Raw genomic sequence first — 17,103 nt, 5'->3', positions numbered from 1 at the left:
AAATGGTTCCCGAATATTCTCGATTATATAAAATTCTTGGTTATAGCTTCAAAAATTATACTCTCTTAGTCAGAGCATTGACTCATCGTAGTAAAACAAAGAAAAACTATGAAAGACTAGAGTTTTTAGGGGACTCTATTTTAGGCTTTGTAATTGCTGAAGTGTTATATTTAGAGTTTCCTGGTTTAGCAGAGGGTAAACTTTCACAAATTAGGTCTAAGCTAGTTAAAGGAGTAACTTTAGCAAATTTAGCTCTAAATTTTAAATTAGATGAATATATCATCTTAGGTGCTAGCGAACAGGGTGGGCATAAGCGCGAAAAAATATTAGAAGATGTATTTGAAGCTATTATTGGAGCAATTTATCTAGATAGTGATTTTGCAACTGTTAAAAAGGTTGTATTAAGTTGGTACAAACCATTGATATCGACTCTTGATTTAGATGATGTCAGAGTGAAAGACAGTAAATCTAAGTTACAAGAAATTTTATTGCAAAATGGACTAAGTCTTCCTGAATATAGTATTGAAACTATTGATGGTAAAGATCATGAGCAAGAGTTTACAGTTAAAGCGTTGTCTATAGATCTAAATATTGAAGTCAGTGCAAAAGGCACATCACGAAAAAAAGCAGAGCAAAAAGCTGCAGAGAAGATGATGCAAATACTATCACAACAAGGGTTACATGAAAAAAAAATAGATTAAATGGTGTGGTTGTTATAAATAAGGCTAAAGGCCTTAGTTCAAATAAAGTTTTACAACAATTAAAGTATTTATATAATGCTCAAAAGGCAGGTCATACAGGGACTTTAGATCCTATGGCAACAGGAGTTTTGCCTATATGCTTTGGCAGAGCCACTAAGATAGCACAATATCTTCTAGATTCTGATAAGGAATATATTGCTACTATTAAACTAGGTGTTGAAACAGATAGTGGAGATGCTGAAGGTCAAATAATAGCAAGAAATGATGATATTCCAGAATTTTTAGAGGATTACTTAGAAACAGTTTTGGCAACATTTCGTTGAGTAATAACTCAAATTCCTCCTATGTATTCTGCTCTTAAACATAATGGACAACCTCTTTATAAGCTAGCGAGAGAGGGTAAAACTGTCGAAGTAAAGCCTCGAAATATCAAAATATATGAGTTAGAGCTAGTAGACTTCAATACAGATTTGTTAAAAATAAGAGTTAAATGTTCAAAGGGAACTTATATTCGTAGTTTAGCAATATATATTGGAAAAACTATAGGGTGTGGCGGGCATTTAATTGCGCTACAAAGAACACAAAGTGGTCCTTTTAGAATTGAGGCTGCTCATGACTTAGACAACTTAAAAGATTTAAGTTTTGAGCAAAAACTTGCTAGTATAGCTAATGTAGAAAGTGTATTTATTGACAAGCCAATATACTCTTTAGTAGAAGAAGAAAAAGATGATTTATACAAAAGAGGACTTTTTGCTGACAAATCTCATCTTGATGGAACGGTCAGGATATACGATGATGAGAAGTTTGTTGCTATAGCAGATTTGATAAAGGTAAGTTAATAAGTAAAAAATTTTTTGACCAGGATATATTCATAAGTGAGTAAATATAATATACATAATGATCCTAATAAGGATATTGAAGCACAAAAATACGAGAATCCGATTCCAAGTAGAGAAGTAATCCTAAACTATATAGGAGATACTAATATACCTGTTAGTATAGAAAATATAGCAAATGCTTTAGAGATTTTTAAAAAAAATCTTTTTGATGGGCTTGTAAATCGTTTAGGTGCGATGGTTAGAGATGGTCAGTTAGAAAAAGATAGATCATACTATAGTCTACCAGAAATAGCACCAATATATATCACATCTAAAGTGACAGCTGATAGAGATTCTCGCTTAGAGCTGTTTAGTCACACTCTAAATACGAAGGTTGGTATAGTATCTCATCAAGCAAAAATGGTAATGGTTGGTGATGAAGTAACTGCAAAAGTACTAGGACTTAACAAACGCAGTCGTATAGATGCAGAGATTCAAACAATAGTTTCAAGAGCTCAAAAAACTATCACAGGATACTACTATAAGAGTTTTGATTGTGACTTTGTTAAGCCGATAAGTAAGAGCATGACAAGTGATATAGTGCTATTACCGCCAAAGCAAAAAATAGAACATAACTCTTTAATCGAAGCTGAGATAATTGTATACCCTAGTGTAAGTAGTACAGCCGTTGCTAAATTTAAACAGGAGGTCGAAGCAGTATCTCTAGTTAAAGAAGCAATGATGATGGCAACACAGAAATATGATTTAATTGAGCAGTGGAGTAAAAAAACTTTACGCTATTTAGATAATATTTCTGATGATGTGATTGTTGGTAATAGAGTTGATTTGCGTAGTGAGAATTTCGTAACTATTGATGGTGAAGATGCCAAAGATTTCGATGATGCTGTTTATGCACATAAGACTAAAAGTGGTAGTTGGAAGTTATATGTGGCGATTGCAGATGTATCAAATTATGTTGAAAAAGATTCTAGCTTAGATTTAGATGCTAAGCGTCGTTCAACTTCTGTTTATTTTCCAGGATATGTTATTCCTATGCTACCGGAGAAGCTATCAAATGGATTGTGTTCTTTGAAACCTAATGAAGATAGGTATTCTTTAGTTTGTGAGATGAATATTAGTAAAGAAGGTAAGCTATCTAGATATAAGTTCTATTCTGCTGTCATAAACTCAAAGGCGCGTTTGACTTATACAGAAGTCTCAAAGCTTATAGAGAGGAAACAAAACACAATAGTTGAAAAAACTCCTGAATTGGTGCCTAATATCTTTGATTTGTATGAGTTATATAAAGTACTTCATCAAGCTAGGCAAGAACGAGGTGCTATAGACTTTGATACAGTTGAAACACAAATAATACTTAATGAGCATAATCATATTGAATCAATAGTGCCAAGACATCGTAATGATGCGCATAGGCTAATAGAAGAGTGTATGCTTGTAGCAAATGTTGTAGCAGCTAAATTTACTATTAAGCATAAAAAAACATCGCCATTTAGAGTTCATAGTGAGCCTAAAGAAGATAGGATGGAAACTCTCAAGAAGTATCTTGGGAAGCATGGTATACATCTTGCTTATGGTAAAAATGGAAAAGTTACACCAAAAGCTTTAGCAGAAATGCTTGAGAGTATTAGAGAGCGTCCTGACTATGATGATATCCAGATGATGACTTTACGTAGTATGAATCAAGCAGTGTACAGTATAAATAATGATGGACACTTTGGGTTAGCATATAGTGAGTATACACATTTCACATCACCAATTCGTAGATATCCAGATCTAGTAGTACATAGAATAATCAAATCAATTATTGGTGAGTATGAGCATGGTGGAGCTGATTATAAACCTTCTGAATTAGCAAATATTTGTGAAAATGCTTCCGATCAAGAGCGAAATGCTGATGGCGCATCAAAACAAGTTGAGAACTGGTTAAAATGCTACTTCATGCAAGACTATATCGATCATGTTTTGGATGCTCAAGTTAAGCATGTTAATGGCTTAGGTTTATTTGCTGAGCTAAAAGATATGTATATAGAAGGCTTGATACATGTTTCGGCCATTCCAGGTGATTATTATATTTATGATGAAGCAAAAGATATACTAATTGGTAAGAGGACTCATAAGGTTTATAATATTGGTCAAGATATCACAGTAAGAGTTGTCAGAGCTGATTTGGAAAGAATTCATATAGATTTTGAGTTATATGATCCACGTAAGCCTCACGCAGATAAAAATACCGATAAATTACTTGCTAAGAAGTCTAAAAAACCAAAAAAAGCCAAGAAAAAAAGAGCTAGACGTAGAAAAAAGACAAAAACAAAAGCAGCTCAATAAGTTTATTCTAAGAATATTTAATCTAAACAGTTTTCTTTGGTTCTTTTAATCCCCATACTATTTTAAATTTTTTTTAAAACACAAAGAATCATGTATGTAATATCAATTTGCCACGCTTTGAGATCTGTTTCTAACAGAATAGGCAAACTTATGATGATTGTTATGCCAACCTTCTCCAAAAGTAATTAATGCGATAAACCAATTATTGCGACTATTATCTGAAGTTTCATAATCTTTTTTGCCAAAAATATGACAGATTGAGTTAACACTAAATGTAGTGTGATATAACAATACTGTACTTAATATACTACCCCAAAATACAAATGCTAAACCTGATGTTTGTAGGTTAGGGTAGAAGTGATTAATTACACTACCGATGGCAAAAAGGCCAACTAAGTATAAAGCGAATGAAACATGAGCATACTTATCTAACCATACTAGCTCGGGATACTCGACCCAGTCTTTGGTGAACTTAGGATCAACATGATCACTTCTAGATTCAAAAACCCAACCAACGTGTGATTGGAAGATACCATTTTTAGGAGAGTGTAAATCTATATCTTTATCAGAATGAATGTGGTGATATCTATGATGACCTGACCACCAAAGAAGTCCTTTTTGGGATGCTCATGTACCTACCAATGCTAAAATAAATTGAAATACTCTAGAAGTCTGAAAAGCTTTGTGTGCAAAGTAACGATGGTAACCAGCTGTTAATGCGAATGTCCAAGCTGAGAACGTAATAAGAAATACAACTAGTGCAGTGATATTATAATTTACAAAAAATATCACTAGGCAAGCAATATGCATAACAGCAAAGGCTATTATAGTGACTTTATTTGATTGAGTTTTCATGGTTTCTCCGGTTCTAAAACATCTTTTTAGCAATTTTAAAATAAAGTTTGTAAGGTAAAGCCGCAATAAGTTTTAGAATTATAGTGAGTTTTTTTGTAAAGTGAACCTCAAACTTATTTGACTCTAAACCTTTGATAATGCTAAGGGCAGCTTCTTCAGGTTGAAGTAGAGCTTGCATCTTGAAGTTATTTTTATCAGTAAGTTTAGTTTTAACAAAGCTTGGATTTATTAGACGGATATCAAGCCCAGGATTTTCTGCTTTTAGGCTCACCACTAAATTTATAACACCGGCCTTAGTAGCAGCATAAGGTTGTGATCTAGGTAAACCGATATAGTCAGCGACACTAGCTGTAATAGCTAGCTGACATTTTGGATTTTTTTTGAGATAAGGTAGCGTAAATCTTATTAGGTAAAAAACAGCAGTTAGGTTAGTTTGTATAGTTTTATTAAGATTTGAAATTGCAATGTCAGCAATTAGTGAAGGTTCATAGAATGCTGGCAAATATATAATATAATTAGGATTATAGCTAAGAGCTATGTTACTTCCTTTTTTGAAGCTCTCAAACTCTGCTACATCAAGATCAACTGCATGAGCTGTATTTTTTAGACCTGCAGATATACTTTGTAGTTTGTCTATTGAACGTGCGGAGATAATAAAATTAGCTTGTATTGAATTATCTAATTTTTTAAGTAAAGCATTACCTATACTGTCAGTTGCACCGATTAGCCATATTGTTTTACCTGCAAACTTTTGCATTACTATTCTCCAAACTTTTCTTTATGCATAAATAGTGTTAGTGAACCAACTGTTAGTCGAAATTTCTTAAATGTATTTTTATTTATAAGTACGCCATCATTCATTAGGTACATCCAATCATCGAAACTAATTTTGTATTTTTTGTCGCCAACTGGGATATTCATTTGATATTGCCAATTCATTGCATTACCTTCAACATAGATTTTGGCAGTACCAATTACGTAGCCTGTTGTACCTTCATAGTAGTTATCAGAAATTTTCTTGATTGTCCAAATGCGGTGATCTTTTTGACCATCATAGTAAACCATGTGCTCATCAAATGTGCCGACATCACCATTCCAACTAGCAGTTCCAGAGAAGTCAAATTGCTTAGTGACTTTTCCTTTATAGTCTTGAACAATCCCTGTACCAACAATTTTGCCTTGTAAATACTGTTGCAGGTCAAGTTTTGGACCCTCTCCTTTGTAGCTTAATATATCAGCCGAGCATCCAAATAATCCTAATGCCATAATAATTACTCCTATTCTAGATATTAATTTTTTCATAAGCCCCTCAATTGTTTTGATAGATTTTGATATGAAGAATTGTCGCTAAGCCATATCTCAAAAAAATATTTTGAAAGTTCTTTGTCTGGTATTTCACCAATCAAGCCATTGTCTGAATATATATCCTTTACCATTTTCATCCATTATAACCACATAGAGATTTGTACCGTTTTGAACATCGGGAATTAATTGATTGAAGGTATCTCTATATTCTTGATAATTTGCTTTAACTTGCTGTGGATGTTGGTATGATATTTCTTTGACAGTATGCTTAGAGATAGTTTTCCCATCCATATTTCTAAGGTAATGAATTTTTAGTAAAAATGGTTTGTTCCAATTAAAATGTCCATCTTGAGTATAAAGTTCAGCATCATAAACATCAAAAAACCATTTAGAAAAATGAATTTTACCAACTTGCTGTACTTGTTGTGATTTTATTTGTTGCAGAGTTAATTCTTCATCGTAAGTGAATAAAGGAAAACTAATAATGATAGCTATTAGTAGTCTTTTAAGCATGAACAATCTCTATTTTATTGTTTATTGATAAAATCATAGGATTACTAGTAAAACTAACAGTTGGTGACAAGACAGTAAAAAAATAAAGCAATTATTTTAAATGCTTTCAATTTAAAATGACCATGTGTTGATAACTTATGAAATTGATGATACTTTACGAAGAGTCTAATGTTAAGCTAATTTAATAATTCATCTTTATTTAATAGAAATGACCACTCTAGATCTAGATTTACGTAATAATTATTCTATGAAAATTCGATTATTGTCACAACGTAAGCTAGTCACTAATGTAATGGTAGCGAGATTTCTATAATTAAGCCATGAGGATGGTTGTTAGTAGCAGTGATATTGCCATTATGGAGTTGGATGATTTTTCTTACTAGGGAAAGTCCTGAGCCATTACCTATTTGGCTACGGCTTTTTTCTTCACGAAAGAATCTTTCAAAAATCTTATCAATATTTTCTTCATTTACACCAATCCCTTGGTCGGTAAATATGATGATATATTTTGAGTTCTGGATTTTTGTCGAAATCGTTATTTCTGTATCATCTTTTGAGTATTTATAGCTGTTGTCTAGGATATTTGTAATACTTTGGAAAATAATATTTTTATCGATATTTAAATTTTTTGAAATAACAGAGATATCTAATTTGATATTCTTTTGTTCAAACATTGGTTCATAAAGTTCAATAGCATCATCGATAATTTTTTTTACATCAGAATTTTTTTTGAGTAAGTTTTCGCGACCATGTTCAGGGCGATTAAGTCTTAGGATACTATTAAAGATATCAAGTAATTGATTACATTCTGCTAATGCTTCAGCAGTATCATTGTTTGGACAGGTTTGATCGAGGTTTTCAAGCTTGTTTTTAAAACGTGTTAGAGGAGTCTTTAGATCGTGAGCAATATTGTTTGAAACACTTTTGATATCTACCAAAAGTTCATCAATATTAGCTAGCAGAATGTTGAGTATATTTTCCAAATTACTAAGATCATCCCAGCTTGTATCGGATTTTATTCTTTGGCTAAAGTCGCGAGTGTTAACAATAGAGGCAGCATAGCTAGCTATAAAATTGATTTTCTTAACAACAAAAACACTGATCAAATAACTAATGATGACAACGCTTGCTGTACAGAAAATACCAATACTTAGGGGATTATATGTTCAGTAACTCTATTACCAAGCGCTGAGAAAATTATATAAATCCAAGATGCTATACTCAAACCCAAAAGTATTGTAAAAAGCATTGCCATCTTGAAGCTTGAGCTAATTATATACCTACGCTGAATAGAGTTGTTGAAGTTATTCTTGGATGACATATCCAAAGCCCCGTATAGTTTTTATAGGATCTAGTAGACCATTCTCAGTGAGCTTATTGCGTAAGTGAGAGATATGTACTTCAACTACATTTGTTTGAGGATCAAAGTCATAGTCCCATACTTCTTTAAGTATCATTGTTTTACTAACTACCTCATTTTTATGTTTAAGAAGTAAGTGTAGTACTTTATATTCTCTTTGTTGTAATAATATTAATTCATCATTACGACGTACTTCATGGGCAAGTTCATCAAGGATGATATCTCCACATGTTAATTTGTGAGATTGAGCCTCAGCGATTTGTTTAGTTCTTCTGTAGAGAGTATTGACACGAACTATTAGCTCATCTATTGAAAACGGCTTTGTCAAATAATCATCGCTCCCTGATGTAAGACCTTGAATTTTATTCTCTGTGCTATCAAGTGCACTAAGAATAATCACAGGAATTGTTACATTTTGTTTACGCAAAATTTTTAGTAAAGATATTCCATCTAAATATGGCATTATCCAATCTACAACAGCAACATCATAATCATTGGTATTAATTAGAAATAGTGCTTCTTTACCATCATGAGCTAATGTTGTCTTAATACCATTTTCTTCAAATTTGGTTTTTATAAACTGAGCAATTTTTTTATCATCGTCAGCAACTAAAACTTTTGGTTTATCAGTCATGGAGTCTATATATATTTAATTTATATAATATAATTATAGCCGATTAATAGCTTTGTAACTTAAAAAAAACAGCTATAAAACTTATTTATAATTTTAGACCGTTTGTGTATAAAATAGCTACATCAAAAAATTGGAGGTTGAAATGAAGAAAATTCTAGCAACGGTATTTGGTTTAATAATTGTGTCTGGAGTATATGCTGAGAGTTATCAGATGTATGCAAAACCAGATGAGAAATCCAAAAAAAATATGACAATTGATGATCGAAATCATCAATATAAAGCGATTTTCTCAAAAGGGGAGTGGATTGAAATAGTTGATCAAAAAGATGGGGCGGTTGGCTGGGTTAAGCAAAAATCACCAAAAAATGATACACAAGCATCTAGTGATGATCCTATAGAAAAAATGATGGCAGATTTTCAAAAACAACAGCAAATGTTAGATGAGCATTTTAATAAGATGATAGCTAACATTGATCAAAATATAGCCCAAATGCAAACACAATCTAAAACATCAAAAGTCACTAAAAATCAGATGTGTATAAAGAATTTAGTTCTATAACAATTAACTCAGATGGCAAAACTGCTAAGATTATCAAAAAGACAGAAGATAGTAATGGAAAGGTTGAAACAGTGGAGAATGAAGTGCCAGCTGATCAGCTTAGTACGGTGAATATTTAGACTCTAAACAAAAATATTTTCTTTAAGTTATAATATTTTCACATTAAATATTTATTTTTCTTTATGCCTTACGAAACAGAAGTAATTTATTTATGAAAGCGTATGCTCATCTATGCATCATTATTTTTTTTAAAAGTGAGTGCGGTTATAAACTATTTCATCAAAGCCTTCATCTGAGAGCAGGTTATATAAACTTTCATAACCAAGAAGATATTCCTAATGGGTCTATAAGAGATTATGTAGAATACAGTTTTAAGGAATATAAATTCCTTAAGGAAGTAAAAATGGAAGTGGGTAGTTATTACCCAAGGATTTTTAGACCTACAACAGGGGGTATGGTACAACAGTAGACTATAGTATATTCGCACAAAGTATAGAAATGGGTAAACTTTTGCTAAAAAAATTAAATGATATATCTTTGATGGTACATCCGTGCGATGCAAATAGAAATGTATATGGCCATGAAATAAAAGCAATTCTTCTTCTAGCATGATGGAAGTAGAGACAAACTTTAAATCTATTTTGAAAGATAATCACATTGTGAAAAATAGGTACAATACAAACGACTATGTTAAGTTAAATGATTTGATGAGTCTTGGTGAGTATGAGGTTAGATTTACTGCTTATAATGAATATTCGAGTATAAACCCATTTAAAAATTGGAATCAGAACAGACCGACTGTAAGCTTAACTTGGTATTATGCCTATAATAGTACAAAGCTCGACAGAGAAGAAAATTTTAGTAAGGCTAGTTTTGAGAATGCTATAAGCGCGGTTGCTGGGTTAATCGTTTTGCTATACTCACAATTGGGCAGGCGAGTGTTTGATGATATCGATATTAGATATTTAGCTCAAAACCCAGAGAAAGTATACTTAGCTTACTCAGATGATTCTGGTAACTTTAAAATTGTTAAAAAAGATGCTCTCCCTTACTTAGATACTTGTAAGGTGAAGTGAGGTCTCTTGTTTTAAAAGTTTAGCTAATAAGTTAAAATTACTATGTAATTGCCACTAAAAACTAAGGAGTGCATTATGTATGAAGAAGAGTTCTTATCAGAAAAATTACAGCGTTTCACTTTGGTTGATATTGCATTGGTTAAAATAGTGTACTTCCTCGTTGGCTTATTAATAATTTCTAGCTATTCAACATTAGCGTTGGTTAGTTGGGTTTTCTATTTGCTAATGTTTTTGACAGCGGTTTTTCCAATAGTGATTCATCTTTTGTCGTTTGAAGGTTTGTATATTGAGAAAGCTCGTAAATATTTAAAGACAAATAAACCCTTATATCAAGTACTTTTATTCTTTAGTATGTTTTTCTTTGCTTGTATGTTGGCTGTATTGATACTAGCTCTATTAGACGTACCATGGTATATTTATGCTATACTGATAGCTGTTTTTGCAATCAAGCCAATGCGTTCAAATATGTTTTGGTAGAGGAGGTTATAAAATTGAATAAAAGTACACACGATGGTCAAAAGGTTTACTCTAAATTAGTCCTTAAACTTTACAACTTTATTGTTTTATTTTTCAATAATACTTTTTTGTGGAAATGTAAAACATCTCAACTATTGCAGTTATACAAAGATAATGTATCGCCTAATCATTTAGATATAGGAGTAGGCTCAGGATATTACCTAAAAAATGTTAAAGATAGATTATCTAAAGTAGCATTAATGGATCTAAACCCAAATTGTTTAGAGTATGTGAAGAATGTACTTAAAGATAAAGAAGTATCAACTTATCAAGTAGATATACTTAAAGATATTGCAGAAGAATTCTATTCAAAATATGATTCTATATCTTGTAACTATTTGATTCATTGTTTACCTGATAATGGCAATAAAGAAAAAGTATTCGAAAATATTGCTAAAATGTTGAGTAAAGATGGAGTGGCTTTTGGATCGACTATTATCAATGACTATAGCTCAAAACTTGCGATTAAGGTGGCTAATAAATTCAATGCCAAAGGAATATTTGATAATAAAAACGATACTTATGAATCTATAGAAAAATATCTAAAGAATAATTTTGCTGAATATACTATAAAGCAAATAGGTTCAGTTTGTGTATATGTTATGTCTAAACCTCTTAGATAATCTTTACTATTTATAATCAAAACATTCTTAATTATTTTTGTTATAATTGCTACATAGACAAATTATTCTATTCACAAAAATAATGAAGAAAAAGCTTTTATTTGTAACTTTATCGGCAAGCTTAATTTTGTTGGGCTCATGTAGTAAAACAACAGTTGCTTATGAAGATCCAAACGGTGTAGATACAACATCTATTAATTTTAGTTCTACTGATTTGCAAGCTATCACGAACAAGATGACCGAAGATATGCTAAACTCACGAGCAGTTAAGAGAATTACTGCTATGGATACTCCAACATTATTCTTTAGTAACATTCGTAATGAAACAAGAGAACATATTAATACAACAATGCTGTCAAATACAGTACAGACACAGATTATCAAATCTGGATTATTCCAGGTTACTGATATGTCTCAAATCAAAAATGTACGTGAGCAGCTTGGATATCAAGCTAATAGTGGTATGGTTGATCAAAGTACAGCTACTAAGATAGGTCAGCATATTGGTGCTAGGTATATGGTTTATGGCTCTATCCAAGATATTGATAATACTAATGTTGATGGAGATAAGAGATCTAAATTCTTCTTGGCAACATTGAAGATGATGGATCTAAAAACAGGTCTTGTTGTATGGCAAGATGATAAGCAAATCCGTAAATCACAGACTAAATCAACATTTGGCTGGTAGTTAGATTTCAAAATAGTTATTTCAGAATAGATCTGAAATTTCTTAAAACATAGGAGATAAAATACTATGAAAAAGAAAATATTAAGCTCATTAATTGTTTCATCATTATTAGCAAGTCCTTTAGTTGCTGCAGAAACAACTGTAGATACTAAATCTACAGCTGAGCAGTCGCAATCTGTTGATATGGGTTCAGATGTATCTAATCTTAATAGTGCTATCTCATCAGATTCAAAAGCAGTTGCGACAACTACAGAAGATAAGAGATCCACAGAAGAAATTTTAAGTGATGTAATGGAGAGTTATATCGATCAGAATAATCTTAGAGATAAATATGATTATGTTGGTTCTGCTATAGGTACAGCCTCTGTCAATCAAACAAATTCAAATTATGTCGATAGTGCTCAGTTAGCATTTGAGAAGGCTTTGATAAAAGCACAGGCAGAATATATATCGTTTATATCAGCTAATACAAAAGTTGATAAGAGTCTGAGCATAGATAGTACTCAAGGTTCTAATGTTAATGACATTAATACAGATTCTGATAAGCCAAAAGAGGGTACTCAAGCAGCTATTGACGCTAAGCAACAAGCATTAGAAGAAGCAAAACTAGATAAACAATTAAAAGATCAAGGTTTAAATCCAGATGATTTTGCAACACCTGATGAGAAGAGAAAAGCTCTCTTAAGTCAGCAAATGACCGTTAAAAGCTTAACTACAGGGTTTGGTAACTTATCAGGTCTACTACCAATCAAGACTTTTGTGGTAGAAAAAAATGGTAATGCGGCTATTGGTGTAGTGGTTATTTATTCAGATAAAATTAAAGGAATGTTTGAAGATATTAAGCATGGTAATGAGCCTGTAATTGTTGGTAAAGGTGGACAATCTCCTTCTGACTTATATAAGGATAAGTCAGGCGAAGATATGATGGGTGATTATGGTATCCGTGTTGGTTTTGGAGAAGATAATAAACCATATATCTTATCATATGGTCAAGGCTCGTACACAGGTCCAAAAATTCAAGGAGTTTCGGCTGGTGATTATGGTTATAAGCAAGCTGAGATTATGGCAAGAGCAAATTTAGTTACACTAATTGCTGGACAAATGTCAACTAAAGAAGCTTTGACTATGTCTGAGGATATCTCTAGCACTCTTGCTAAAAATACTAAAACGCAACAAACACGTAGAATAGATGCAACTGATATTGAAAAGACACTATCTACATATTACAAAACAAAAGCAAACCTAGATATTATTGGTCTTAAAACTGTTAAGAGATGGCGCTATAAGTTACCAAGTACGGAGAATACTGTATATGGTGTTGTATTAAAATGGGATCCTAAGCAAGTAGCTACGGCAAATAAGATTAAAAACTTTAACTATGATGAATATCGTAAACAAAACGCTAAAAGTACAGAAAGTGGAGAAACTTCCTTAAATGGTAAAGTAATTATTAGACAAAGTAATGATAATAAATATTTAAACCAATTCTAGGATAGAATGATGCAAAAGATATTAATTTTTTTTTCTCTATTTTTGACTTCTATAATTAGTAATGTTGCTGTTGCTGCAGATTCTTCTACAAATATTGTATCTGGTAGTTCAGCTAACTTGTTAAATAACTCATTAAATAACACTTTAGGTACTAACTCTGGAAGTACGCTTAAGTACAAAGGTGTAGATGAGCGAAATAATCTCAAAATGTTTACAGTTGCTATATTACCATTTGATATAAAAGGATCGACCATAAATGGTAATTATAGTGAAAAGCAGCTTCAGGATGGTCTCAATCAAACTATAATAGCTCAAATTACGCAAACACGTAAATTTAGGGTTTCTAATAGGGATGCTAAAGATGGGAAAGCTTATGAAGAAGAAATTCGAAGTATAATAAACTCTAATGACTCTAGCGAAAAAGAAAAACTAAATCAAAGAATAGGCGCTGATTTTATACTAACTGGTGATATCTTAGGTTTAAACATTAGTAAGAAGAAGAGTTCGTATTATGGAGAAGACTTTACAACACTGAATGTCTCAGCGAGTGTGGCTTATCGTATGATTGAGTTAGCTACTATGGAGGTTAAATGGTCGAATGTCGTTAGATTGCAAGTACCAGCAAATATCGCTAACGAGTATGCTAACTATGACAATGGTGATCACTCACAGATATTAAGTTATGTTGCTGAGCAAATCGGTCAAACAATATCTAAACAGATTGTTGGAGCTATATATCCTCTTCAAGTATTAAAAGTAGACGATGGCGAGATATATTTTAACCGAGGTGGTAATGGAGTCGTTAAGGCTAGTACTTATGAGATTCGCCAAGAAGGGGGTACTAGTGTTGATCCGGCAACAGGACAGCATATTGTCTTAGATAGTAAAGTTTTAGCAAAAGTACGAATTACAGATGTGATGCCTAAGTATTCTGTAGGTATTGTAATTGATGGTAGCTTATCTAAAGTACATCCAGGTTTACGTGCTTACCTATCCAAGTAGTATGAAAGTTAAAGTCTGTTTATTATCTATTGTATGCTTAATAATTTCTAGCTGTGCGACATTCAGTGGTAGTCATCCTGATAAGGTAGAAACTGCCAAAGATGCTATTGAAACATGCAGATATAAGCCTATTGAAACTAAATTTGATGATGCTTTTGGTAGTGATGGTGTTAATGCTTCTATCGGTTTCTTAGAAACTGGACGTTTTGATCAGCTACTTGGTAAAACTGAACTATCACAAGCTAAATATACCAAGGCAACGGATTATGTTGCAAAGTCAGAAGCAGAAGCAAAAATAAGAGTTAGGAATATACTTAAAAATACTCAAACTACTCTTTTAAGTGATAAAGAGAGATATTACTATATATCTGATTATGAAATTACTTTTTTATATGCTTATCAAGCACTAAACTACTTAAAACAGCATGACTTAGAAAATACTGCTGTCAGTATTCGTAACTTATCATATGCGCAATATGCCACTTATGAAGCAAAAGATTTAGCTGCTCAGACAAATAAAACTAGATATGAAGAATTTAATCATGTTAATTCTAGACAGGTTTCATCAAATATATCTAGTTCAAAACAATATAGACAGCTAGTGAGTATAGCTGATAGGGTAAAAAACTCTTATGAAAATGCTTTTGGATATTATCTAGAGGCTTTGATATATCAGTCATACGATACTGATCTAAATAATGCTAACTTATCAATGAGTAATGCTCTAAGAGTTGTTCCAAACAATCCATATGTTAAAGAAGACTATAAACAAATCAAGAATGCTTTTGATACTGGTCATAATATCTATCTACAAGGGCAAGGTAAACTTGTTGTAATATATGAGAGTGGCTGGGTTGAGCCCATTAAAAAGTTCGATATACCGATCGCGATATTTTTCCAACAAGCTGGAGTTCAAAAAATTTCGTTACCATACTATGGCTCTTATAAGTTAGCACCTAATGCCGATGTAGAGATTTTAAAAGGTAATAAGATTATCGATAAAGGTAAAACAGCATTACTGGTTGATACGACTGCAATGGCAGCTAAATCTTTATCAGATCAATATCCTGCGATTGTAACTAGAGAGGTTTTACGTCTGGTTACAAAAACAGCTATTTCTGTGGCAGCTATTAGATCATCAGGTGACTATGCGGCTCTAGCAGCAATTGGAACATCGGTATATAACATGGCGACAACCCAAGCGGATTTAAGAAGCTGGAATCTTTTGCCCAAAAATGTCGATTTATTTTCTAAGGATTTAGATCAAGGTGAATATACTCTCAAAATTAATAATAAAGATACAATCGTAACTATTATGCCCCAAAAGATAACTCTGGTATGGTTAACTAGCGAAGGCTGTTATCAAAGGATATTATTAAACGAAATTTTATAATATTGATTGTAAATTAACTTTGAAAATTAATCTTTTAAAAATGATCAAAAGTATTTTTTAGTTGTAGTGATATATTCTGTCGAGAAATAAATAATTGCATAAGTTTCTATTGATTAATCATATTCTTATGAATATATTTAGTAGGTTAAATTATTTAAAAAATAAAACTATTTAATAGTAAATTGGAGAAGATATGAGAATCTTATCAGTTCAAGATATAGCAAAAATAGTGCAAAAGCGCGGTTTTGATAACTTTATTAGAGACCTGGTTGAATATACAAAACAGGACTTTATAAGATGGCAAGAGTTTGATAAATCACCAAGATATGCAGCTCATGTTCCAGGAGGTGTTCTGGAACTTATGCCAACTGCTGACAATAAATTATTTACATATAAATGTGTAAATGGACATCCTGCAAATCCATTTGATGGTAAGCAGACAGTTGTAGCTACAGGACAGTTAAATGAGATTAAACATGGTTATCCACTACTTATATCTGAAATGACTGTTCTTACAGCTTTAAGAACTGCAGCTGCGACTGTGTTAGCAACAGACTACTTAGCGCGCAAAGATAGTAAGACTATGGCGCTAATAGGAACAGGTGCTCAAAGCGAATTTCAAACTTTAGCTCATAAATTAATCAGACCTATTCAAACAGTTAGATATTTTGATACAGATCCTAAAGCTATGAAAAAATATGCTAATAATATGAAAGATGTAGATCTTGAATTTATAGCATGTGATAGTGCTAAAGAGGCTTGTGAAGGTGCGGACATCATTGTCGTATGTACGGCTTGTAAACTTCATGCAATTGTAATTGAAAATGATTGGGTTAAAGAAGGTGTACATATAAGTGGTTTGGGTGGAGATTGTCCTGGTAAGACTGAACTTGATATGGATATTCTCTTCAGAGGTAAAGTAGTTGTTGAATACAAAGAGCAGTCAATGATTGAGGGAGAGATTCAAAACTTATCACCACAAGAAGTTGAGCAAGTTTTACATGCGGAAGTATGGGAAATTTTAACTGGTAAGAAAAAAGGTCGTGAAAATGATAAAGAAATTACGATCTATGATTCTGTAGGTTTTGCAATCGAAGATTTCTCAGCACTTCGTCTGACCTTAGATTTAGCTGAGAAGTATGATATTGGTATCCAAATGGATATGGTACCACCAATCAAAGATCCTAAGAATTTATTTTCAGTATTATAATATTGGGGTG

Annotated in this window: 14 protein-coding genes and 5 pseudogenes; 13 read left to right on the top strand and 6 right to left on the bottom strand. The window is 32.2% G+C overall.

Annotation, left to right across the window (positions count from 1 at the left end):
- The first annotated feature begins 2 nt into the window (after nucleotides 1-2).
- The 3 genes and pseudogenes from rnc to rnr all read left to right on the top strand — a co-directional run bounded on the left by rnc (nucleotide 3) and on the right by rnr (nucleotide 3,868).
- On the top strand, nucleotides 3-701 hold the full coding sequence (gene rnc, locus FNO12_RS07685; protein WP_014714787.1) for a ribonuclease III: 699 nt from the start codon (nucleotides 3-5) through the stop codon (nucleotides 699-701).
- A gap of 5 nt (nucleotides 702-706) precedes the next feature.
- Nucleotides 707-1,584 (top strand): annotated as a pseudogene (gene truB, locus FNO12_RS07680) (tRNA pseudouridine(55) synthase TruB).
- Nucleotides 1,577-3,868 carry a ribonuclease R gene (gene rnr, locus FNO12_RS07675; protein WP_014714788.1) on the top strand — a complete coding sequence of 764 codons (2,292 nt, stop codon included), beginning with the start codon at nucleotides 1,577-1,579 and terminating at the stop codon, nucleotides 3,866-3,868. Before truB ends, rnr begins: the two are co-directional and overlap by 8 nt.
- A gap of 22 nt (nucleotides 3,869-3,890) precedes the next feature.
- On the opposite strand, the pseudogene FNO12_RS07670 reads toward rnr, so the two are convergent.
- The 6 genes and pseudogenes from FNO12_RS07670 to bfpR all read right to left on the bottom strand — a co-directional run bounded on the left by FNO12_RS07670 (nucleotide 3,891) and on the right by bfpR (nucleotide 8,535).
- Nucleotides 3,891-4,723: pseudogene (locus FNO12_RS07670) on the bottom strand (acyl-CoA desaturase).
- 13 nt (nucleotides 4,724-4,736) lie between these two features.
- The gene (locus FNO12_RS07665) at nucleotides 4,737-5,480 is read right to left on the bottom strand and encodes an SDR family NAD(P)-dependent oxidoreductase (RefSeq protein WP_014714789.1); all 744 of its coding nucleotides are present in this window, start codon (nucleotides 5,478-5,480) and stop codon (nucleotides 4,737-4,739) included.
- A 2-nt stretch (nucleotides 5,481-5,482) separates the two neighbouring features.
- A complete protein-coding gene (locus FNO12_RS07660; RefSeq protein WP_014714790.1) occupies nucleotides 5,483-6,025 on the bottom strand; it encodes a DUF3833 domain-containing protein in 543 nt (180 codons plus the stop codon).
- Nucleotides 6,022-6,541 (bottom strand): annotated as a pseudogene (locus FNO12_RS07655) (chalcone isomerase family protein). Before FNO12_RS07655 ends, FNO12_RS07660 begins: the two are co-directional and overlap by 4 nt.
- Nucleotides 6,542-6,825: 284 nt before the next feature.
- Nucleotides 6,826-7,796: pseudogene (locus FNO12_RS07650) on the bottom strand (sensor histidine kinase).
- A gap of 49 nt (nucleotides 7,797-7,845) precedes the next feature.
- Complete coding sequence (bfpR, locus tag FNO12_RS07645; protein ID WP_014714792.1) at nucleotides 7,846-8,535, bottom strand: two-component system response regulator BfpR; 690 nt, start codon at nucleotides 8,533-8,535, stop codon at nucleotides 7,846-7,848.
- Nucleotides 8,536-8,677: 142 nt separating this feature from the next.
- Between bfpR and FNO12_RS07640 the strand changes: the two are divergent.
- The 10 genes and pseudogenes from FNO12_RS07640 (at nucleotide 8,678) to ocd (ending at nucleotide 17,093) form a co-directional block, all read left to right on the top strand.
- A pseudogene (locus FNO12_RS07640) lies at nucleotides 8,678-9,213 on the top strand (hypothetical protein).
- 92 nt (nucleotides 9,214-9,305) lie between these two features.
- Nucleotides 9,306-9,563, top strand: a complete 258-nt coding sequence (locus tag FNO12_RS07635) for a hypothetical protein (protein ID WP_014714793.1) — start codon at nucleotides 9,306-9,308, stop codon at nucleotides 9,561-9,563.
- Nucleotides 9,564-9,702: 139 nt separating this feature from the next.
- Nucleotides 9,703-10,170, top strand: coding sequence for a hypothetical protein (locus tag FNO12_RS07630; RefSeq protein WP_051388209.1), 468 nt, complete (start codon nucleotides 9,703-9,705; stop codon nucleotides 10,168-10,170).
- Nucleotides 10,171-10,245: 75 nt separating this feature from the next.
- A complete protein-coding gene (locus tag FNO12_RS07625) occupies nucleotides 10,246-10,647 on the top strand; it encodes a hypothetical protein (protein ID WP_014714794.1) in 402 nt (133 codons plus the stop codon).
- A gap of 14 nt (nucleotides 10,648-10,661) precedes the next feature.
- Nucleotides 10,662-11,309, top strand: coding sequence for a class I SAM-dependent methyltransferase (locus FNO12_RS07620; RefSeq protein ID WP_041257313.1), 648 nt, complete (start codon nucleotides 10,662-10,664; stop codon nucleotides 11,307-11,309).
- An 82-nt stretch (nucleotides 11,310-11,391) separates the two neighbouring features.
- Nucleotides 11,392-11,997 (top strand): penicillin-binding protein activator LpoB, encoded by a 606-nt coding sequence (lpoB, locus tag FNO12_RS07615; protein WP_012280600.1) that lies wholly within the window; start codon nucleotides 11,392-11,394, stop codon nucleotides 11,995-11,997.
- A gap of 66 nt (nucleotides 11,998-12,063) precedes the next feature.
- Nucleotides 12,064-13,488 carry a DUF6844 domain-containing protein gene (locus FNO12_RS07610; protein WP_014714796.1) on the top strand — a complete coding sequence of 475 codons (1,425 nt, stop codon included), beginning with the start codon at nucleotides 12,064-12,066 and terminating at the stop codon, nucleotides 13,486-13,488.
- Between the two features lie 9 nt (nucleotides 13,489-13,497).
- A complete protein-coding gene (locus FNO12_RS07605) occupies nucleotides 13,498-14,490 on the top strand; it encodes an LpoB-related protein (protein ID WP_174805271.1) in 993 nt (330 codons plus the stop codon).
- A 1-nt stretch (nucleotide 14,491) separates the two neighbouring features.
- Complete coding sequence (locus FNO12_RS07600) at nucleotides 14,492-15,883, top strand: COG3014 family protein (protein WP_041257315.1); 1,392 nt, start codon at nucleotides 14,492-14,494, stop codon at nucleotides 15,881-15,883.
- Between the two features lie 193 nt (nucleotides 15,884-16,076).
- Entirely contained in the window at nucleotides 16,077-17,093 is a 1,017-nt protein-coding gene (gene ocd / locus FNO12_RS07595; protein WP_014714799.1) for an ornithine cyclodeaminase, read from the top strand.
- Nucleotides 17,094-17,103: the final 10 nt, after the last annotated feature.

The organism is Francisella orientalis FNO12 (assembly GCF_001042525.2).
GTDB classification, from domain to species: domain Bacteria; phylum Pseudomonadota; class Gammaproteobacteria; order Francisellales; family Francisellaceae; genus Francisella; species Francisella orientalis.
The sequence above is the reverse complement of the archived record's forward strand: the minus strand, read 5'-3'. Positions and strand labels throughout refer to the sequence as shown.